Raw genomic sequence first — 20,437 nt, 5'->3', positions numbered from 1 at the left:
AACCAACTTGCCGGATTGTTCCAGTGGCTCGCATGGCCCTACTGCCCGCCGCGTCCGCTTGGAGCCGCCAAATCACCCGTTCGCAAGACGTCGATGCCAAGCATCTTCCGAAAGATCGCCTCTGCAGTGAGGCCACCGATCGTGGCGACCGCCACGACCAAGGAGACGAGACGAAGACCGGCAGTATCGTGCGAAACGTCAAAGTCGCCTGGTTGCGCCACGATGTATAGCATCCCTGCGATGGCGCCGGCCATCAGGCCAAGCGCTGCCGTGACTGCCATCGAGGGAGGTGGTACCAGGGGACCGCTGCCATAGCGGCGCTCGTACACCATTCGCACTGCTGCACCCGCCACGCCGGCCAGCAGAGTGGCCGCGAGGAGCAGCGCCTTGGTGGCAGGCGGCGGAAGAGACCCCGCGCCGAGACAGCCTCCAAACGCTGCCATCATCGCCAGCACGAACAAAACGGACGCCACGACGGCGTGCCACACGATGGGTCCGGTTTCGACGGCGTACCGTCGCCGGCGCTGCCCTTTCAACACTTCGACCCATCGGAGTGCTGCGTCATCGCTGGGCTCATCGGCCATGCGCGCATGCTCGTTGCCTGTTGGCAGATCGACTCCTGGCGCGATCGTTCGCCACACCGTGTCGGCGGCACCACCGCCGCGCAGCAATGCCAGCACGGGAATGTTGGCGCCAATTGCCACCTGGCCGGCGATCAGGGTCGACTTGGCGCCGCCGATCAGGATCAATCCATCTGCATCCGCGAGCGAGCGGTAGAACGACACTTCCCATTGGTCCGATGAGTCCGCCATTCGATTGAACAGCGCAGGATGCGTGTGCTCTTCCGCGAAAGTGGCACTGGTGGGAGCGGGCGGCTGGCGCACCACGATCGGCGCGACGCCTTCCTTGCACGCCGAATTGGCGGCCACGTACGCGCTGACCACCGTTGCCTCGATGAAGTTGGCGTCGTAGACAATGAGTCCATGGCACTTCTTCGCAAGTGCCGCACCCAACGCTTTCGCAGCCAGATTGGCCTTGTCGACATCCACCGGTGGCGCGAACGGGTGCGGATGACCCGGCCTGTTCCGCTCGGCATCTGCAGCGCCGAATATCGCGAATCTGAGCATGGTTCCCTTTCCATCAATGGCGTTCAGGAAAACTTACATCGGCGCAAGGAGCTCGCTCTCACCGCGCTGGCGCCGGGGCGCCCGTCGGGGCGATATGCGGCGCGGTGGTGGCCGACGTTACCGCTTCCCCACAGGGCACCGCGGACGCGGTGCCGCCGAGGTATTGCTCGACCTCGGCGGATGTCAGTTCGCGCCCTGCCGTGGCACATGCCAGCTGCACGAGGTCGGACAAGGCCAGCCGCCATTGCCGCACGCTGCCGTCGTAGGCGCCTGAGACGAGCCGGCTGCCGTCGGGCGTGAAGGCCAAGTGCGGCACCGACGCCTCGTGTCCGCGCAGCACGACGGGCGCCACACGTGGTGCCAGCGGACTCCACAGGCGGATGGTCCGATCCTCGCCTGCGGTCGCCAGCCAGGCGCCGTCGGGACTGAATGTCGTGGCCAACACACGCCCGACATGGCCGCGCAGCCGGATCGGCGGTGCTTCGGGGGCCTGAAGGTCCAGCAGCGCCGCGGTCCGGTCCCAGGAGCCAAAGGCCGCCCAGCGGCCGTCGGGGCTGAAGACAGCGCGCACCACACGGTCCTCGAATTCGACCTCCCGCACCAGCCTGGGCTCGGCGCCGACGGACAGGTCCCACAGCCGCCCCTTGGCGTCGAAACTCGCAGTGGCCGCCCAGCGCCCGTCGGGGCTGACGGTCAGCTGGTAGACAACGTCGTCGTGCGGCAGCTTGACCGGCGCATCGCAGGGGTCCACCGTGTTCATTTTCCACAGACGCGCGATCCGTCCCTGCGCCGCGGTGGCCAGCAGCTTGCCGTCGGTGCTGAAAGCCAGTTCGCGCACTGAGGTCGAGCGGCAGCGATGTTGAGGTTCGACCGAGGGCGGACCCTTGGAGACGTCCCACAACTCCAGGCGCGGCGGCGCCTTGTGGCCTGCCGTGCCGCTGGCCAGCCAACGGCTGTCGGGGCTGAAGGCCAGGGTCCGGTCATCGCTCCAGTCGTCCTCGACGAGTACGACGGGCGGTGCGGCCAGGTCCTGCAGGCTCCATACCTGGATGCGCCCCTCGTCCTGGCTCTTCGCGGCGAGCCATCGGCCATCGGCGCTGAAGGCGATCGACCGGGTCATGCCCGACACGTCCAGGGCCACTGTGGGTTTGCGCGGGTCGTGGGCCGACCACAGCATGAGTTGGGTGTCGCCCTCGCTCGAGGTGGCGATCCAGCGGCCGTCCGGGCTGACGGCCATGCCCATGATGTTGACGCCCACCTGAGCCTTGAACAACACGGGGTCGACCAGCCCGTCCGGCAGGTRCCACAGCCGCGGCGCCAGGTCAGCGCCCCAGGTCACGAGTTGCTTCGGGTCGGCGCCCCCCGCGAAACGCAGGCCAGCGACCGAGAGGTCGTGGCCGCGCAGTAGCATCGACGGAATGGTCTGGCGGCTGAAGTCCCACAACCGGACGCTGCCGTCGGCTGCGGCGCTGCCCAGCCAGTGCCCCGTGTCGTCGAAGGCGACCGCGTTGACCGGCCCGCCGTGCCCGTCCAGGATGAGGGGCCGCTGCCGCTCTTCGCCCACGCGCCAGACCCGGACCTCGGCCGACGAGCCGCTGCCGAGGGCCAGCCAGGTACCGTTGGGATGGAAGGCCAGGGACTGGATCCACCCCCCGCCCCCGCCATAGGTCCCCAGCACATGCGATGGCGGGTCGGCCTGGGTCAAGTCCCAGACCTCGGCGACATAGCCGTAGGCCGCAGCCAGGCGCGTCTCGTCATTCGAGAAGGCGATGCCCAGCAAGGAAGGCTCCACGAGTTCACCGCGGTGGACGAGCGACCGCGGGCCCTGGGCGGGAGGGGCGGCTGACAGATCCCACAGGCGAACAGGCGCGCTGAATCCCTTGCAGGCGCCGGTGCAGGTGGTCGCCAGCCAGCGGCCCTTGGGGCTGAACCTGACCTGGACGACCGGTTGGTCGTCCTTCCACGAAGGGTCGCAGGGCGCCTGCACGGGCCCGTCCTCGGTCCAGCGCCAGAGGCACAGGTAGCCCCCCTCGGTGCCCAACGCCAGCCACTGCCCGTCGGGGCTGGATGCCATTGCGCGCACCGCGCCCGCCTCGCCGACGCTCACGACAGGCCCTGCCTGCACGCGCGCGCCCTCGATACGCCAGTTGCGCACCGTTCCGTCGGCGCCACTGCTGACGAACTGGTGGCCGCCGGGCCCGAAGGCGATGCCTGCCACCGCTCCTCGGTGGCCGGACAGGGGCTGCGCCGGCGGCGCGGCGCCCTCAGCCTGCAGGTCTCGGACCAGGAGCACGCCGCCTGCATCGCCGGTGACCAGCCAGCGCCGGTCGGGCGAGAAGGCCGCCACCTGCACCGGCTTGGCGTGGCCAGACAGCGGCGTGCCGCCGGTCACGCGAAGCTGTTGGCGCAGCCCGTCGATGGCGGCCAGGGTACCCGTAGCGTCGGGCGGCTGCATTCGGGCCGCCTGCACGCTGAGCAGGAGGCCGCGCTGGGGACCAACAGCACTGTCGCTTGCGTGGCGGCCAATGCGCTGCACGTCCGCCACCCGTTGGTTAGCCAGTACGGCCTGCCCGTACTGCTGCCTCGCCATGACCGCAGCTGCCGCGGCCACGATGAACAGCAGGCCGGCCACGATGCCCAGCGACCTGAAGATCGAGGCCGCACGCCGTTGCGCTGCGGCGGCCTTGGTCTGTTCTTCGGCGATGCGCTCGGCATCGCGCAGCCGCCGCTCCTGCTCAAAGCGCGCCGCCTCTTCGCGCGCCCGTTGTGCCGCCCGGCAGTCCTCGACATAGGCCGCTTCGATGGAAGTCGCCGGCAAAGCGAAACGCGGACTTGCCAACAGCGCCAGCACGTCCTGCAGGCGGCTGTCGCGATGCACCAGCAGGTCGCTTGTGCGGCCGCTGTGGTCCCACTCCAGCGCCGCCCGGCTCAGGCCCTCCAGCAGCCGGAGCTGGTCGCGATCGCCGGCCAGCCATTCGCCAAGCTGGGGCCAAGTCCGCAGCAGAGCCTCGTGGGCGACCTCGTGGGTTTCCCGGCCCTGCGCGTCGCGGTCGCTCACCAGCAGCCGCGCGTCGACGAAGCGGCGCAACAGGGCCAGCACGCGCCGCGGCAGGCTGTCGACGACCGCCCGCCGGCGCGCGTAGCCGCCGTCGCTGTTGATGCGCACCAGCGCAGGCACGAACGCCGCGTGCAGCGCGTCGATATCCTCCGGCCCGGGTCGCTCCTCGCGCAGGATGCGCTCGGCCTCCTGCCGCACCGAGCCCTCGAGTCGGCCGACGGCCTCGTAGTCGTCGAGAGTCATCCGACCGCGCGATGCCGACCGCTCTTGAATACGGCGCAGCGTGAACGCCAGCAGCGGCAGGGCGTCCTGGTCGCCGATATCGTCGACCATGGCTTCCACCAGGCCGTCCTCCAGCTCGATGCCGGCCAGGCGCGCAGGACCACGGATGATCTCGGGAACGCTTCGCCGCGGCATCGGGTCGACGGTCACCGCCCGGTAGCGCAGGTGGTGCCCGAATTCCTTGTCCTGCAAGGCAGGGTGGCTCTGGAACTCGCCCAGAAGTTCCGACCGCAGCGTGGTCATCACCATCAGCCGGCGGTCGCCTCGCTCCAGTGCCGCTCGCACCAGTCGCAGAAAGCGCTCGGCGGCGTCCGTCGGCGTGTAGGCGAAAAGCTCCTCGGCCTGGTCGACAGTCAGCAGCACGGTGGCGTCCGGCCGGCGCAGGGCCAGGGCCAGTTCGCGCGTCAAATCGAGCAACTGCGCACCGCCGGCGGGCAGGTTCTCGGCGGCGTGTCGCAGTCGTTGTCGCAGGTCAATCCAGTCTCGCGGCGCGCCGACGGCCGCGAAGGCCGCCGCGAGCGCGGCCGCCAGCTCGTCGACCGGCTCCTGCTGGGGTCGCATGGGCGGCAGGGGCAGCCACTCGGCCGGTCGCTTCTTCAGCCGCGGGATGACCCCGGCTCGGGCCAGCGATGACTTGCCGCTGCCGGACGCACCCAAGAGCAGCACGAAGCGCGCGGCGTCGTCCGACTGGCGTCTCTGCGCGTCCAGGGCCTCCAGGGTCCGGGCAAGCGCCTCGCCACGACCGAAGAAGATGGCCGCATCGGCTTCCTCGAAGGCCAGCAGCCCGGGGTACGGCGGGCGCGAGGCGTTCCAGTCAAAGGCGTCCAGCGGGTCGATGCCCCGGTCCAGCAGGCCTATGCGCAGACGCTCGAGACCCTGCTCGGGATTCGCCACCACGTCGATGTGCTGGATGTCCGGAAAGACGGAAGAGGTGTCCACCGGCTCGACCTTGACCACGAAGACGGCCTTGCCGCGCTCCCGCGCCTGGACCAACTCGGCAAAGCACCAGCGTGAGGCCAGCCACGCCGGCGAGGCCAGGGCCACGACGGCCTGGCACTTGCGAAGCTCGCGGTAGAGCGTCTGCTCCCAGCTCGCTCCGGCGCGGATGCCGGTCGCGGGGTCGAAGTCGAGGAACAGCGAGGTGTGGCCTTGCCCTTCGAGCCACGTCTTCAGCCTTGCCGCAGCGACCGCGTCGGTGCTGCTATGGCTGAGGAAGATGGCTGTCATGGGCGCACACCTGGACCACGAGTCGAAACCGCGTCAGCCTACAGGGTGTCACTCGGTCCCAAGGCACGGGTGCGCCGGGAGAATTGGCGACAAGAAATCGAACAGATGGACCTCGGCAGAGAAAAATGCTTCATGGCGATCCTTCGGCGTTTGAATTCACGGCCCGATCGCGGGCCTGCTTCAGGACGGGATATTGGGATGCATGCGCTCGGTCTGTCGTCCTCGCATTGGGGGAGGATGTTGGAGAGCAGCCAGAAGTTAGGGGTGTGCCGAGAGCGTTCGATTTGGTGGGGTCAAGCCGCCGATGACAGAAGCGTTGAGTCATTCGAAGGGAATCCTCGGTACCAGCGGGCGAAGTCACTGCGTAGCTGACCGTCGACGACGCGCACCCGAACCTGCAGCAGCAAATGCGCGCTGCGCGGATCCCAGCGCATCTGCTGTGACTTTGACATTCGCTTGTCGATCAGCTGGTTGACCGCCGACTCCACAAAAGCACTGGAGATGCGCTGGCCATCACGGTAGCGCCGTCCCTAGTTGGGCAGCGAATCCGAGTTGTTGCGAAGGTAGCCGAGCAGTTCGAGGGTGAGCTTGCGAATCTGGCGTGCGGCAGGCTTGCGGCACACCGTCGATTTGCCCAGGACATACAGCATCACGGCCAGGCGTCGCATGGCTTCCTGCGCTCGGCCATGCCAAAGCCGCCACTTCAATCCGCCAGCCGGCCCCGACAACCAGTCGTGGTCAGCGGATCTGAGCTGACTGGCCGTCGGCCGGCCATGTACGACAGCGTTGAGTTTTTCCACCCGTCGTCGCAGGTGGTACCAGTCCAAGATGTGGGTCACCCGCGGCAGCGTCGAAAGCTGCCACTGGCGAAGCTGGATGTCGCCGTCGGTAAAGACTTCCATCGACATATCCTGTCTACCGAAAGCAGCCAGCACGCCTCGCACCCGCGCGTGCGAGTGTGGATCAACCGTTCGAACGAACGCCACACTGCGATGGCCGATGCCGGCGCGCATGGCACGGCCGGCGACGACCTCGAACGATTTCTCCTCATCAGGGCGGCAAAGCCGCAGGTAGCCGCCGTCAAGACCGACCGTGGTGACGTTGGTGACGTTCGATCCGCTCTCCATGTCGGCCGCTTCTGGCTGGACCTCGAGGCCTTGCGCATCCAGTCGCCGCCCGACGCCCAGGGTGTGCTCTCGCACCGTGCTTGGCGCGTTGGCTCCGGCCACCGGAAGCAACAACTCCAGCAACTCAGACGATCTGGCATAGGGCATCGTGGCGGCCATGCGGCTTTGAACGTACTCCAGCTCTGCCGAGATCCAGCGTCGGCGAACGGCGATTTCAGCGCGAACAGAGCACGCACATCGCTGCCACCTGGGCACGCGTACGACAACCCTGCCGAACAGGCTGCGGTAGTGAACATCGTGATAGTCCTTCAGGGCGCGATTCAGGCCGCACGATTCGCACCTGTGCTGGCTGGCCGACATCAGTTCGACTTGCCGCGTGACGATACGGGCCTGCAACTGCGCGAGGGCGGCTTTGCCGTTCGCCAAGCTCAGCCCAAGCGTCTCGATGCTCGGTTGCGATTCGAGATCCAGCATGAGGAGCGGTTGCGGATCCGATTCGACCGCTCCCTCACAGACCGCCAGACTGAGTTTGATCTGCATGGCCAACCCTCCGAGCAAGCAAGGAAGACGGATTCTCCGTGGCCGCCTCTGCTGCCTCTGACCCGTCAGGCGAATATCAGCGGCCGCTCACCCCACCAAATCGAACGCTCTCCTGGGCCACAGTCGCTAGCCCGAAGTTCCTCCAATCGTCGAGCGAGTTTGTCTTTGCACAACAAGCACTTGGCGTGAGTTTGGGGTTCCGGTTTCTGTCTACAGACGGATCTGCTGGAGCAGATCGAGCGCGCGTTGTTGTTTCGCGTTGGGCGTAGTGAGGACCTCGAAGGTCGGCGCATCGGGCCCGGCGCTGGGTGTGCGACAGGTGTTGAGCACGATGGTCGTGAGTTCCTCAAGCAGCGTCGCGAAGCTGTGCGCGGGCGTGCCGTCGTCAAGGGTGTGGCGGGCCGCTTTGGCCAGCGCCGCCTTGGAACGCTTGGCAGGCGCGACAGGGTCGCGCATGGCCTTGGCCCGCTGGTCGGTGTCGGCGAACATCAGCTCGCGCCAAGCCTCGCGCATGTGCCACTCGACGTAGTAGGCGAGCATGCACAGGAAGATGTGCGCGCGCACCCGATCGGCGGTGCGGTGGTGGATCGGGCGCACCTTCAGGTCGATCGTCTTGAGCGAGCGGAACGCACGCTCGACGTTGGCCAGCGACTTGCAGTTGCGCACGCAGTCGGCCGAGTCCATCTGCGCCGCGCTCACCGACGTGCGGATCATGTAAATGCCGTCCAGCGCCGCCTCGGCGTGAGCGTCCAGCCGCCCATCTTGAGTTCTCCCAAGGCGTATAGGGTAAGGGGAAAGCGCTGCGCAAGCGCCGGTCTGCGTGTGTTCGCTGCCCCCTTACCCATGAACCACCTCCGGTTTCATTTCACACCTTAACAAGGTGTCTTTGAAACCGGCAGCAGCCCAGATGGTGTCCACCAAGGATAGGTGGGCACCATCCTCACGGTCCCATCACGGCGCAGCAAGATGGGATAGCGAGATGCTCACCCAGAACCTTCTTGCTATCAAAACGATAGCAGCAATAGCGCATAAATTGGGCGCTGCACGCGCCGTTTGATTGCTTTCAATCGAAGTGTCAGATCAACTACGAGCCGTTGATCAGAGGGGCGCATGTGGCAGCAGCCCGGCCGACGGTACCAAATCGCCGATCGCCCGGAAGTAGCTCTTTATCAGGTCGTGATCTCTCCCAACGATTCCCTGCACCAACAGCTTGTCAAGACTGGCGTCTTCACCTGAAGGCCGACGAAAGATCTCATCGTTCTCAAGAACAAGTGCAATCTGCAATCCTGTGCTTTGATCATGTCGTCCAAGGTTCACTTGGACTCGACGTCCGTTGATGTTGTGGGCAAATCCAGCTAGTTCAACTTGCGGTTTTCTTGCCAGCAACGCCAGCACTTGCCAAAGATGCTTACATCTACTCATTTGCTCGCGCCGCCAGTACCAGTTCAGATGGCGACGTATCCGCCGAATCTCCCACACCTGCTGCCCGTCGCGTTCAAATGCCCAGAATGATCGAATCATTACGTCGACGATTCCGGTCACGAGCCTGATCGCGGCCTGTTCGGTACGTTGCTTCTTCTCCGCGACTTGACGACGATCAAGGGCATGCAAGATGGCGTACGCATCAGACATGTAGTCGACATACTCAAGAACGTTTGGAAAGCGGCCGATTCCTTGTGCTGTATCACCGGTCAGTCGATGGTGAATATGAACGTACTCGTGTAGCAGGAATAGTTCCGCGGCCAAAATCTTCTGCTCTTGAGTTCTGTCTTTGTCGAATCCCAACACGATTGCATCGTTGAGGTGCCATCGCTTTTTCTCGCGATCGAAGTAGAATTCCCCTATATACGCCTCTGGTTCTATCGTCGCCTCGCCAACAAAAATATTACCAAGAGCGGGGAGGCAAGGGAACACTTGCACTGTCTCACTTCGATCTCCATTGAGGTGGGAGAACGCGGCGTACCAAGGACTGTTGCGACTGGCGCTCCCCTTTTCCTCGAGGTACTCGCCGATTTCTGCGTGGACCCGGCTCCAGAGGTTTTCGCGTAACTCCCGAGCGTGAATCTGTTCCTTTGGGGAGAGCTGGTCCAGTGATTCCTGCAGTGAAAAGGCAGCCTGGTCGGATGTCGAGCGGGCATTGGCCCAATAGGCGAGAATTGCAGTCTTTGACTTGAGGTTCGGGACGCCATCTTCGATAGCATCGCGCAGATGCATGTCACCGATGCGAAAGGCTTCTTTCGATCGCAGGCGGTCCGCGGCATCGAGATGCGGGTATGCCGCACGCAGTCCATCCAGTGCGCGCGCAGTGAACATGGGCCCTTCCGCTTCGCGTGCGTAGATCCATCGGCCACAGTTCTTCAGCTCATCGCAAAGCCAACTCGCGGTGCTCTTAATGGCTTCGTCGACTTCAGGCCAGTGAACCATGACGATCTCTCGATAAAGGCCAAGAGTTCGCAAAACCAAAGCAGAGTTCCAGCGATGCTCGTTTTCCCAACCAGTTTCTGCGGGAAACGGCGCCACCGGTGCCACTGACGCGGGCGAGGGAATCGCAAAACTCGTCCGCAGCAACTTGCACTTCTCTTTCAGCTCGTCTTGCGCCCAACTCTCCTTCTCGAAGAGCATCAGGACGTCGATCATGGTGGCGTGAAAGGCTGGGCCCATCCAACGATTGGGCGGGTCCGATCCTTGCGCACATAGCTTTGTCCACTGACTGGCCGTACGCTTGGCCCAGATCTTGACTCGGGGAGTTACATCGAATGCCGCACGAGCAAGAAGCAGTTGACAAGTGTCCCACGCATCCGCGCCAGCGATACCAGTTACCTTCGCATCAAGGGTCCGATCGAAAAAGTCTAGCGCCAGCCGGACACCGCCTTGGCCGGACGGGGTGTCTGAAGCGAACCACGTCGCCTCTCGTGGCAGACCCCACGCACTCAGCGCGCGGAGCATGGTGGCACTCATGACTATGTCCCAGTCACGATTTCCATCGGAGACCCAATTGCCGGCCTCCTGCTGTTCGGACAGCACTTCATTGAGTAGTTTTCGAACGTCGACATCAGTCGCCGCGGGTTCCAGCAGATCAATCGACGTCTTCGGTTGCGGCGGTGCGCGCTTAGCTCTCGGCATTTTGGATCCCTGGGGAAGTCTAGTGCTCTCGCGTGGTGCTGACACTGTCGAACGCCAAGCGGAACAGGCGCAGACTCTTGGGTTTATGCGTCATCTCGGTCCGACCGTGCAACCAGTGGCGATCGTGGATGAGGTAACCTTGTCCTGGCTCAAGGGCAAGGGTCAGTTGGTTCGCCTCCAGGGCCGCTGCCAACCCAACCGTCCAACTGTGCTTTCTATTGTGTAGAAGATGATATAGGCGGTCGAACCGATGATCCTGATGATGACGTCCGAAGCAGTTACGTATCTCATCTCGCACCACGCTCGGCATGGATTGCTGGCTTGCCAGTAACGCCAAAAGTGTCCGCTTGCGAAGAAAGAGGGACGCACCGCCCATTTCCGAGGCCGAGTGGTCAAACACGTTCAACAGCAATTCTGGATGCCAAAGATCGGCATGAAGCGGAAATGCCAAGCGCGATCCCGTCACCGGCGCGTAGAGCGCCGAGCGATCGACCCCCGAGATCGCAATCAGCTGCGCGCGAACGGCTGCAAATAGCGTGTGCAAACTCGGTCCGGTGATTTGGTCATCGAACAAATCGGTCAGGAGAACGATTCGAGATGGTGCCTTAAGTCGACGCAACTGGCGGGCAAACCGGACCAATCCGGCGCGCAAGCTCGTTGGTACAAGAGGCAAGTGCATCGTGAACGAAACCGGGTAGTCAGCGATCCCTGGCACAGAGCATCGCTCCACTTCAGGCAAGGCTGCACGGTAGCTACACCATTCGCGAACGAATCTCCGGGCATGCGGCGCCCAAGTCGCCCGCACCACGTCGTCCGATCGAACGGAGTTCGAGGACAATTGGACCGGAACGAAGACTCCCACTGTCACCCCTCCGTTTAGCGGCAGGGCGACGCCGCTCAAGCACTGGTATCTATGAATATGAATTCATCGTCTGGCACCGACATCTTCTTCGTGGAAGTATTCGCCTCGCGCCCTTTGCAAGGCAATCCCCTCGCCGTGTGTCTCAATGCTGATCGTCTGTCAGACGCGCAGATGCAAGGCATTGCCCGCCAACTGAATCTATCCGAGGTGGCATTCGTTTGCAAGCCGACGCGTGCGGGGGCCCACTACCGTACGCGCATCTTCACTCCGCAGGTGGAACTCGGCTTTGCTGGCCATCCAACCTTGGGAACCGCTTTTGTCGTAGCTCAGTACATGCCGTCGTCATTGCCTCCCCCGGTCAAAGTATTGGTTCAGCAAACCAGGGCCGGGCTGCAGCGCGTGGAAAAGTCGGGGCCGGACTCGTGGTGGAGTGTGTTGGCGCCCACGCCTCGATTCACCAAGGCGCCATCCTTGCACCGCTTCGCTAAGGCTTTGGGCCTAGCGGCATCTTCAATAGTTGCAGAACCGCTGACAATTGACGTCGGCGTTCCTTGGCATGTGGTGCTCGTCGACGGCTTGCGAACGATCCAGGGAATCAGGCCGGACTTCGCCTCACTCGCAACTTTTGATCGCCTTTCTGGTGCATGCACTACGGTGTTTTCGCTTGAGGCCCATGCTCAGGACTGCTTGGTCCACACCCGCTCCTTTGCGCCCAGCGAGGGGATTCTTGAGGATCCGGTATGCGGAAGCGGCAATGCGGCGGTCGGGGCATACATGTCCTATTTTGGGATTCTCCCCGCTCCTACCGCTTTCTTTGCAGAGCAAGGCAGCAGCGTGGGACGCGACGGAAAAGTAGGCATTCGAACTTCAACTCATCGAGGAAAGTTATCGGTTGAGATCTCCGGCCAAGTCCTACCGCTCATCAGTGGTCGTATTCACCTGCCTCAGACAACCTAATAGCCAAACGGGACAGTTCGACAAGACCTCCCCCAGTCTGACCTTGCCCCCGAAAAACGTATCCCTTGCTGAGTGTTTCAATACATGCAAGGAGAGTCGAAATGACGAAGACGGCGAGAGCGCGCTACACGCTGGAGTTCAAGCAGGAGGCGGTGCGACTGGTCGAGGGCGGCCAGAGCATCGCGGCGGCGGCGCGCACATTGGGCGTGGTTGAGCAGACATTGTTCAATTGGGTCAAGGCGCAGCGCCAAGGCAAGCTCACAGGTGCTGAAGGCAAGGCCGTAAGCGCCGAGCAAATGGAGATCAGCCGGCTTCGCGCCGAGCTGGCACGCGTGAAGATGGAGCGCGACATATTGGAAAAAGCCACGGCGTACTTCGCGAAAGCGCAGCGGTGAAGTACGCCTTTGTCCAACGCCACCGACGCGTGTGGCCGATCTCGGTGCAATGCCGGGTGCTGCGAATCAGTTTGACGGGATACCACGAGCACTTCGTGCGCAAAGCCAGCGGCGCGCAGCGCCGTCACCTGAGCGACGATGCGCTGCTGGTGCACATCAAGGCGATTCATGCCGAGACGCGTGGCGGCTACGGCTGGCCGCGCATCTGGAAGGAACTGCTTGCACGCGGCATCCGTGTGGGCAAAGACCGGTTCAAAAGCTCATGCAGCGGCACTGCATTCGCGCCCGTGGCAAGCGCCGCCTCAAGGTCACCACAGACAGCCGCCACGACCTGCCGATCTCGCCCAACCTGCTGAACCGTGAATTCACCGTCACGCAGCCGGACAAGGTCTGGGCGGGCGACATCACCTACATCGCCACCGACGAGGGCTGGCTGTTCCTGGCGGTGGTGATCGACCTGTTCAGCCGCCAGGTGGTGGGTTGGTCGCTGCGCGATGACATGACGCGCGAGCTCGCAATCGATGCGCTGCGAATGGCGTGGTTCAAGCGTCATCCTGGCAAGCAGGCAGGATTGATCTTCCACAGCGATCGGGGCAGTCAGCATCCGCTACACCGAACGACTTGCCGAGGCTGGCATTGAGCCATCGGTGGGCAGCAAAGGCGACTCCTATGACAACGCCCTGGCCGAGACGATCAACGGCCTCTACAAGGCCGAGTTGATCCATCGCCGTGCACCGTGGAAGACCAAGGAGGCGGTGGAATTCGCCACGCTCGAACGAGTGCAGTGGAAGTTGCCCTACGCCGCGATCGAGCCACCGCCGCCCGACGCACAACCGCGGCCGCCAACATCGCCAGCCTCGCCACCGCCTGCAGCCTCCCCGAAACCCACGCGCGCCGACTTCGCGCGCGGCGACAAGGTCTCCTTCACCGATCGCCATCTGCAGACGCACGTTGGCGTCATCACCCGCAGCAACCCCAAGACCGCCACCGTCGACACGGGCGAAGCGTCCTGGAGCGTGCCCTACGGCGGTCTCAGGCGCGTGCTCGACATCTGACAGCCCCGGCGGCCTCGGCCGTCAAGCGACGGGGAAGACCGGACACTCACGGCAATTCGCCAGTCAGACCGCCACGGTGGATTTAAACCAACCGGCCTCCATGAAAGCCGGGGCGATTCACGAGTCGCGGCCCGGACATCACTTTCGTAGTTTCCGGCCAAGCCGATACGGCCGCGCCTTCCGCCCAGGAAAATCTCAAAACGTCAGTTCGAGTAGGCGCCACGCGCGACGGCGGCACGACGCAGCGAACGACAGCGCGGCCGGGCGAAGACGTTGTCGAGCTAACGATCGCCAACGGTCCCACACTCGTCTTGAGTCCCGAGGCCGCGCGAGACTTTGCGAAGTATCGAATTTGGTTTGCGCGGTTGCGAAGTACCGGATTTACTTTCTTTTACGGCTTTGCCAGGGCCGAACGACTGCGCGTCGCAGAAAGGCCTATGGCGCCTTGACGGGCTGCGGGCAAACGGCGCATCTGGCTCATGGTTGCTCTTTCGAATGCAGCCAGTGGGCCAACGCCGGTGGGGGTGAACAAGTCCAACGTGCGGTTGGTCATTCACGCAGAAATTCCTGGCTCCCTGGAGAACTACCTGCAGCAGGAGGCGGGCATACTTCCAGGCGCACCGACCCATGGAGCTGATCTAACTCCTAGCGACGTCCAGAGCGCCCGAGGGCAAGGCCAAGCCGACGCCCGGCCAGGTCGCAGATCGTGCCTCGGCGCTATGCGCTGGCGGCATGGTCGTCGTCCTGTTGCTCCCCCCGGAAGCGCATCGCTCGCAAGGGTGGCCGGTCGCAGGTTGAAGCGAAGGGAGATCCAACTGTACAAGAAGGACCGCTCATGGCATGGTAGCGGCACTGCTTTCACTCGTGCGGGAGTCAAAAATGAGCGACCAATTGGCGGACATTTTTATTAGTTACCGACGCTTGGATAGCGCCATCTTTGCTCAATGGTTAGCAAACCAACTGCGGGGTGCATATGGCCCTGATTGTGTGTTTATCGACACGGAAAGTATTCGCGACGCTGATTTGTGGGCAACCAAAATACACGGCGCGCTGAAAGTTGCGTCGATAGTTGTCGTCGTGATAGGCAAGAATTGGCTCTCCATCAAGGACGAATTTGAACGTCGTCGCATTGATCATCCGGATGATTGGGTTAGGCGCGAAATTGAGGTAAGCCTTGAAGATGGGAAATCCATTATCCCCCTCCTAATTGATGGCGCAGACATGCCGATCAAAGAGGCGCTTCCGTCATCCGTCGCTGGATTGCTGGCCATACAGTCTCGGTCGATACAAACGACAAACATTGCCGCCGATATATCGAGTCTTGTTGCAGACCTTGGAAGACGGTTAGGGAAAAACCCGGCAACAGCGCAGGTAAACTACCCCTTCCCCCTTCTCAAGGTAAAAGCACTGGACGGTTCAAACTTGGCACGGTTAGCCGTGAAATTACCTGAGTGGCGCATCGTACATCGAACAACAGAAAAGGGCGAAAAAACTGAACTCATGCGAACATATGAATTCGAGAGTTTTGAAGATGCAATTCATTTCATGAACACGGCAGTTCGATTTATTGCTCGAATTGATCACCATCCTGAATGGACGAACATATGGCGCACGCTTATTGTTTACCTGACGACTTGGGACATAGGTCATCGACCATCCTTGCTAGACGTCGATGTCGCAGCATATTTAGACGGTCTTTTTTTATCGAATTACGAGAGAAAGCTCTCACGCCGAGATCTGGATGCTGCAGGAAATTCTTAGCAACAAATATGGAAACATGAGGTCATGAAAAATCTTGCAAAAGACGAAGTCATAAGAGAGCTAACAAGTCTCCCTGTGTGGCGCATCGAAGAAGATAAGTTGTATCGAGAGTTCGAATTTGACAGCTTTCCACGTGCGTTCGGATTCATGACCAGCGTGGCAATCATATGTCAATCAATGAATCACCACCCAGAGTGGCTGAATGTTTATACTTCCGTGAAGGTTTGGCTATCTTCCCACGAAGTGAATGGCATCTCCAATAACGACTTTGAGCTTGCCCGACAAATGAATGCCTTGTTTGATCCAGCAAAGAACGAATGAGTCAAGATAATTCTGATCTTGCCCCCGAAAACGTACTCCCTAGACCGAAGTTCCAGCGCCGCGGGCGCCTGTTTCAGCCAATGAGCCCTCTGGAATCAATGAGGAGACCATCCATTTCTTGGGGGTGTGCAGTGCGGCATCCCTTCCTCCGACACTACGCTGTGAGGGGCACCTGATCCTGAGCGCCGAAGTGCGGATACCACCTCTCGAAGGACGCTCGTAGTTCGTCATTCAGGACTTGGGTACGAACCTGGAGCAGCAGATGCGCTCCGCGCGGCGTCCAGCGCATCTGCTGCTTCTTCACGAACCGCTTGGCGATCACCTGGTTGACCGCGGACTCGACAAAACCGGTGGAAATCCGTTCCCCGCATCGGTACCTCTCCCCGTAGTTGACGATGGCGCCGGCATTGTTGTCGACGTAGGTCGCGAATTCATCCAACGCCCGATCAAGTTTCTTGAGCACGACCGAGCTCGGCAGGCCCGCTTGCCGCTGGTACTCGCGTACATCGGCGATGTCTTCGAGCAGCTTGTTCAAGGTGTCGTCGGCGCGGAACACGTTTCCATGCCACAGGAACCATTTGACGCCCTCGATGTCCTTGAGGAGCTCTTCCCTCTCTGGGCCTTGCAGCCCTCGTGCCGTCTGCAAGAGCTGCTCGATGCGCATCGCGACGTGGAACCAGTCCAGAATGTGCTCGGATCGCGGGTGCACGAACGCGCCGAGCTCGCGCACCGTGTCGCCGCCGTCACAAAGGAAGGTGATGTGCTGACGAGGGAGGATGCCTTGCGACTCAAGCACCGCGCATAATCGACGCTTGGGTTTGCGGTCTACTCGATGAACGAAGGCGAAGACTTTGGCCGCACCTTCTTGCGGAATGCTCTTTCCGGCGATGACTTCGAAACAACCGTTGGCGCCAGGCAGGCGGTCGCGGCCTCGGATGTAGCCTCCATCCAGGCCCACCGTGATGGGAGCCGCCGGCTCCGGCGAGGCTTCAATCTCGCGCTGGGAGCCGCCGTCGTAAGCGAACTGTTCCGGGCCAAGCTCCGCCTCGAGTCGCTCCGCGGTGGCTTGGACGTGCTGGCGAATGGTCTCCTGATGCAATCCCTGTTCGATCGGCAGCACCTCCTGCAGCAGCGCCCTGACCGATGCAAAGGAGACTTGCGCCGCCCACTTGGCCTCCAGGTACGCCAGTTCCGGCGACGTGTGCACCGTCAGCAGTTCGCTCAACGGACAGAACGTGACCTCCCGGCATTGCTCGCAAAGGCAGCGGTGCCAACGGGGACTGCGCAGGACGATATCCCCGAAGGCGGTGCGCAAGCGCAGCGGGTGGTAGCCCTTGATGGCCCGCGGCCTGCCGCAGTGCGGACAGCCCCTGCGCCCTGCCAAATAGCTCTCCAGCTGCTGGCGCACAAGCGTTTGCTGGAGCTTGCCGAGTATGGACTTGGCCTCCCCGAGGGCCAGTCCGACGTCCTGCACCTGGTCACATGGACGATCGATGGCCTGAAGCGGCACGGTGAAGGAGCGCGACGCGGCCCTCTCAATGCGAATCTGAACGGTGACTTTCATAGCGCCTACCTTTCCTGCGATTGCGCAGCCAATGCGGCGAGCCTTCGGTTGACGGCTCGCCGATCGAAGCGGTCGGGGTGATAGTGGCGCAAGATGTCCCATTCCTCGTCGTCCACTCCGTCGAGAAGATCCTCCAACTCGTGCCGGGACCTGCTCTCGCCGACCAAGGTGTACTCGAGCCGAGTGGCCATAAACGCCTGCGGACCGCCGCAATCCAACGGAGGTGCCGCGCGCCGGCCTGCGATGCACACCGGATACAACCGCTTCGGGTCCAGGGGCAAGGTGGCCTCGATGCGCAGGTCGTGCACCCACAAATCGCCGAAGTCGTATTCGTAGGTGAATCGCTCAAGGCGCCGCAGCGCCAGTTGGCCGATCAGGGCATTGTGGGCGTCGGTGTCGAAGGCCACGCCGCCCTCCTGATTGACTCCGTACTCGCGACCGCGAATCTCGAAGCGGTGAAGGTGCATGTCCTGCCAGCCGAACGCGACCAGCAGGATCTGGTGAAGCCGGGCGACGCTCGTATCGCTACGCACCAGCAGGCGCCGCCAGGCCCTTTCCCTTCTGAAAGATGCGCCGGGCAACCTCCTTGATTGATGGCTCAGTTGCCCAGCCTCACGAGCCGTCGTTGTTGAATCCATCCACTCCCTTCTCCGCCAGGAATCTGGACATCTCGTCGGCGATCTCGAGATTGTTCAGATCGGAGAAGGGGAAATGCGTGTTGCCGCGAATGCCCATGGAGGGAAGGTCGACCAGGCATTTGGGGCAATCGTATTTTTCCTGAAGATTGAGGAGCCTTCTCAATAGCGGCGTGAGGATCATAGGGCTGCGTCGTCGGCCGAAGATCAAAACAGGTTCTGCATCACGATGCAGCCTATGCGAGCCACGCCTTGGTGCGGAATAGTTCTCCGCCGGCACCGACGCCTCGCTCCGGCAACCGCGCCAGCGCTCATCGGTGGGCCCCAGAAGATCTATCATCTATCTCGGGTTACAGCGCCTGGCGGGTGACCGGTATCGGGAATCCCTACGGCACGCGCCGCCGCGCTGCCGCGCGCTCTCAAATCGGCGGTATCCTCCGAATCGGCGAAGCCCCCCGCCGCGAACGTAGCGACGTTCATACTTGGACGCTGAGAGAGCAGCACAGCGGCCTCTGTGCGAGCCTCATCTGTACGCCCAAGCTCAACTAGCGCCGAGATTCGGACCTTGCGACATCCCCAAAAATCCGGCGCCTTTGCGAGGCAGTCGTCAGCAGCGAGGATCGCTTCGCCCAGACGACGACTGCCCCACAACGCCGCTGCGTAGTTTGCGGGATACGTGGCGGGCGCAATCGGATTGAGATCCAGTGCCCGTTCAAAATTCCGAGCGGCGGCTTCCACCTCTCCAACGATGAGTTGTGCCTTGCCCAAACTGTAGAAGCACTCGAGTGAATTGGGGCCTAGCAGGCAGCACTTCTGCGCGGCTGCAAGCGCGGCGTCATGATCTCCAGCGAGTGTCTGCGCCTGGGACAGGGCCCCATAGGCGCTTGGTAGGTTTGGCTGAAGCGCAATCGCATGCCGGATTTGCCTCAGAATCTCTGGCATACGACTCTTGTCCCATTCGCCGGTCAGACGAAGACCGACGTCAATGTTGTTGGTGATCCCGAGATAAACCCACGCCGGCGCATAGTTCGGGTCGATGGTCACCGCCTGCTCGAAAAATCGACGGGCCTCGCGGATTCCATCAGGACTGTATTGAAACATCCTCGATTTGCCGTGCGCCATCAGCACGTAGACGTCTAGAGTATTTGGTGGCTGCGCGAGCGCACGGCGATTTTCTGTCTTCATCACACCGACTTGGAGCTTGCCGGCGATGCGACTCACAAGTTCTTGCTGGATTGCACCCAGAGTCGTCCGATCGGCGAGGTGTACGGACGACCAGACAGTTTGACCGCCCTGGCTGTCGATCAGGTCAATCGCGATACGCAGATGGTCGCCGTCGCGGCGCACCGTGCCGTCAACGATATAGCGGCTTCGCAACCGCTGCGCAATCTCGAGCAGCGGTGTTCGGGTCCCGGCAAACTGAAAGCTCGATTGGCTGGAAATGACACGCAGTTCCGAGTCGCGTGCAAGCTCGGATGAGAGCTCGGATGCAACATCGCGGGCGAGCGCGTCACCTTCCGGATCGGATTGTTGCGACTTGAATGCCAGCACAGCGATTGAAGGCCACTCGCTAGCAGTCTGGCTCGCTGGTGCAACGGCGTACCGACCAAGCACGCGCCACGCACCGAAGGCGGCAACTCCCGCAAGCAGCGCCCCTGCAAAGAGTAGCGCCACTGAGCGGTGCGAGCGTCTCGGACTTAGAGGTCGCATCTCCACTGCCGCTCGATCGTTCAGAGCTGCACACCCAACCACCTCGGCACTCACCAGGATGTAGCCGCGACGCGGCACGGTCTTGATCACCCGCCGGCCGGCCTCGCCGAGCGCATGACGCACGTCCCCGATGGCCTGGATGACAGAGTCATCCGTGACGACAGCAGAGGGCCAGACCGCCCTGAAGAGTTGCTCTTTGGTGACCAATCGGCCTGGGTTCAACGCTAGATAACGCAGCACTTGAAAGGCTTGCGGCCGCAACTCGACTACCGCACCCGCAGGGTCAAAAAGCGCCTCGCGTCCAAAGTCGATCACAAACCCAGCCACTTCGAGCTTCGATGGTGCAAGCGGTAGTTCGGTGGCCCGGTCCATACGCTCCCCTCGTCGGCGCGCAACGGCCCCGCGGTGTCGTCAACGTTGAAACATTTGCTTTCGTGGCATTTTAGAGCCGGCCGCGCAAATTTGAACACGCTGCAAAGTGGATAGGCTGCTCCGATGGGCGAGGATAGAGCCCGGCATGACAGGAGCAGAAGATGAGCAAGAGACCCCGCCGCAACCACTCAGCGGCCTTCAAGGCCAAGGTGGCGATTGAGGCCTTGGCCGATGGCAAGACGATTGCCGAGATCGCACAGAAGCACGACGTACACCCCAACCAGGTGACGGAGTGGCGCAGGCAGCTGCTGGAACGCGCCG

General features: G+C 62.3%; 14 protein-coding genes and 1 pseudogene. 5 read left to right on the top strand and 10 right to left on the bottom strand.

What is annotated here, in order from left to right; translation table 11 throughout:
• Nucleotides 1-38: 38 nt before the first annotated feature.
• From AC1DYD_RS37830 to AC1DYD_RS37805, 6 genes are all read right to left on the bottom strand, one after another.
• The gene (locus AC1DYD_RS37830) at nucleotides 39-1,127 is read right to left on the bottom strand and encodes a hypothetical protein (protein ID WP_478177866.1); all 1,089 of its coding nucleotides are present in this window, start codon (nucleotides 1,125-1,127) and stop codon (nucleotides 39-41) included.
• A gap of 58 nt (nucleotides 1,128-1,185) precedes the next feature.
• A complete protein-coding gene (locus AC1DYD_RS37825; protein ID WP_478177865.1) occupies nucleotides 1,186-5,694 on the bottom strand; it encodes an nSTAND1 domain-containing NTPase in 4,509 nt (1,502 codons plus the stop codon).
• 530 nt (nucleotides 5,695-6,224) lie between these two features.
• Nucleotides 6,225-7,361, bottom strand: a complete 1,137-nt coding sequence (locus tag AC1DYD_RS37820) for a hypothetical protein (protein ID WP_478177864.1) — start codon at nucleotides 7,359-7,361, stop codon at nucleotides 6,225-6,227.
• A gap of 210 nt (nucleotides 7,362-7,571) precedes the next feature.
• Nucleotides 7,572-8,075 (bottom strand): hypothetical protein, encoded by a 504-nt coding sequence (locus AC1DYD_RS37815; RefSeq protein ID WP_478177863.1) that lies wholly within the window; start codon nucleotides 8,073-8,075, stop codon nucleotides 7,572-7,574.
• A gap of 384 nt (nucleotides 8,076-8,459) precedes the next feature.
• Nucleotides 8,460-10,484: a hypothetical protein gene (locus AC1DYD_RS37810; RefSeq protein ID WP_478177862.1), complete on the bottom strand. Its 2,025-nt coding sequence runs from the start codon at nucleotides 10,482-10,484 to the stop codon at nucleotides 8,460-8,462.
• 19 nt (nucleotides 10,485-10,503) lie between these two features.
• A complete protein-coding gene (locus AC1DYD_RS37805; protein WP_478177861.1) occupies nucleotides 10,504-11,199 on the bottom strand; it encodes a hypothetical protein in 696 nt (231 codons plus the stop codon).
• A 198-nt stretch (nucleotides 11,200-11,397) separates the two neighbouring features.
• Here AC1DYD_RS37805 and AC1DYD_RS37800 point away from each other — a divergent pair, with 198 nt between their 5' ends.
• The 4 genes and pseudogenes from AC1DYD_RS37800 to AC1DYD_RS37785 all read left to right on the top strand — a co-directional run bounded on the left by AC1DYD_RS37800 (nucleotide 11,398) and on the right by AC1DYD_RS37785 (nucleotide 15,835).
• On the top strand, nucleotides 11,398-12,303 hold the full coding sequence (locus AC1DYD_RS37800; RefSeq protein WP_478177860.1) for a PhzF family phenazine biosynthesis protein: 906 nt from the start codon (nucleotides 11,398-11,400) through the stop codon (nucleotides 12,301-12,303).
• Nucleotides 12,304-12,404: 101 nt separating this feature from the next.
• A pseudogene (locus AC1DYD_RS37795) lies at nucleotides 12,405-13,429 on the top strand (IS3 family transposase); the annotation flags it as partial.
• Between the two features lie 1,203 nt (nucleotides 13,430-14,632).
• Complete coding sequence (locus tag AC1DYD_RS37790) at nucleotides 14,633-15,514, top strand: 4a-hydroxytetrahydrobiopterin dehydratase (protein WP_478177859.1); 882 nt, start codon at nucleotides 14,633-14,635, stop codon at nucleotides 15,512-15,514.
• A 24-nt stretch (nucleotides 15,515-15,538) separates the two neighbouring features.
• Nucleotides 15,539-15,835 carry a 4a-hydroxytetrahydrobiopterin dehydratase gene (locus tag AC1DYD_RS37785; RefSeq protein WP_478177858.1) on the top strand — a complete coding sequence of 99 codons (297 nt, stop codon included), beginning with the start codon at nucleotides 15,539-15,541 and terminating at the stop codon, nucleotides 15,833-15,835.
• Between the two features lie 154 nt (nucleotides 15,836-15,989).
• Here the strand turns inward: AC1DYD_RS37785 and AC1DYD_RS37780 are convergent, their stop codons facing one another.
• From AC1DYD_RS37780 to AC1DYD_RS37765, 4 genes are read right to left on the bottom strand one after another with little or no spacing between them, the layout of a single operon-like run.
• On the bottom strand, nucleotides 15,990-17,399 hold the full coding sequence (locus AC1DYD_RS37780) for an ISKra4 family transposase (protein ID WP_478177857.1): 1,410 nt from the start codon (nucleotides 17,397-17,399) through the stop codon (nucleotides 15,990-15,992).
• A gap of 5 nt (nucleotides 17,400-17,404) precedes the next feature.
• Nucleotides 17,405-18,037 (bottom strand): plasmid pRiA4b ORF-3 family protein, encoded by a 633-nt coding sequence (locus tag AC1DYD_RS37775; RefSeq protein WP_478177856.1) that lies wholly within the window; start codon nucleotides 18,035-18,037, stop codon nucleotides 17,405-17,407.
• On the bottom strand, nucleotides 18,012-18,374 hold the full coding sequence (locus AC1DYD_RS37770; RefSeq protein WP_478177873.1) for a hypothetical protein: 363 nt from the start codon (nucleotides 18,372-18,374) through the stop codon (nucleotides 18,012-18,014). The genes AC1DYD_RS37775 and AC1DYD_RS37770 overlap by 26 nt, the downstream gene beginning before the upstream one ends.
• Nucleotides 18,371-20,116 (bottom strand): winged helix-turn-helix domain-containing tetratricopeptide repeat protein, encoded by a 1,746-nt coding sequence (locus AC1DYD_RS37765; protein WP_478177855.1) that lies wholly within the window; start codon nucleotides 20,114-20,116, stop codon nucleotides 18,371-18,373. Before AC1DYD_RS37765 ends, AC1DYD_RS37770 begins: the two co-directional genes overlap by 4 nt.
• 161 nt (nucleotides 20,117-20,277) lie before the next feature.
• Here AC1DYD_RS37765 and AC1DYD_RS37760 point away from each other — a divergent pair.
• Nucleotides 20,278-20,437: transposase (locus AC1DYD_RS37760; protein ID WP_478177853.1), on the top strand; the 160-nt coding region annotated here is incomplete at its 3' end.

The organism is Variovorax sp. P4_B11, from assembly GCF_056402355.1.
The sequence above is the reverse complement of the archived record's forward strand: the minus strand, read 5'-3'. Positions and strand labels throughout refer to the sequence as shown.

Excerpts from the sequence above, each read along its gene's own strand:
- AC1DYD_RS37830 (WP_478177866.1), bottom strand. The coding sequence starts at position 1,127 with ATGCTCAGATTCGCGATATTCGGCGCTGCAGATGCCGAGCGGAACAGG.
- AC1DYD_RS37820 (WP_478177864.1), bottom strand. The coding sequence starts at position 7,361 with ATGCAGATCAAACTCAGTCTGGCGGTCTGTGAGGGAGCGGTCGAATCG.
- AC1DYD_RS37815 (WP_478177863.1), bottom strand. The coding sequence starts at position 8,075 with ATGATCCGCACGTCGGTGAGCGCGGCGCAGATGGACTCGGCCGACTGC.
- AC1DYD_RS37810 (WP_478177862.1), bottom strand. The coding sequence starts at position 10,484 with ATGCCGAGAGCTAAGCGCGCACCGCCGCAACCGAAGACGTCGATTGAT.
- AC1DYD_RS37800 (WP_478177860.1), top strand. The coding sequence starts at position 11,398 with ATGAATATGAATTCATCGTCTGGCACCGACATCTTCTTCGTGGAAGTA.
- AC1DYD_RS37790 (WP_478177859.1), top strand. The coding sequence starts at position 14,633 with ATGAGCGACCAATTGGCGGACATTTTTATTAGTTACCGACGCTTGGAT.
- AC1DYD_RS37785 (WP_478177858.1), top strand. The coding sequence starts at position 15,539 with ATGAAAAATCTTGCAAAAGACGAAGTCATAAGAGAGCTAACAAGTCTC.
- AC1DYD_RS37780 (WP_478177857.1), bottom strand. The coding sequence starts at position 17,399 with ATGAAAGTCACCGTTCAGATTCGCATTGAGAGGGCCGCGTCGCGCTCC.
- AC1DYD_RS37775 (WP_478177856.1), bottom strand. The coding sequence starts at position 18,037 with ATGGATTCAACAACGACGGCTCGTGAGGCTGGGCAACTGAGCCATCAA.
- AC1DYD_RS37770 (WP_478177873.1), bottom strand. The coding sequence starts at position 18,374 with ATGATAGATCTTCTGGGGCCCACCGATGAGCGCTGGCGCGGTTGCCGG.
- AC1DYD_RS37765 (WP_478177855.1), bottom strand. The coding sequence starts at position 20,116 with ATGGACCGGGCCACCGAACTACCGCTTGCACCATCGAAGCTCGAAGTG.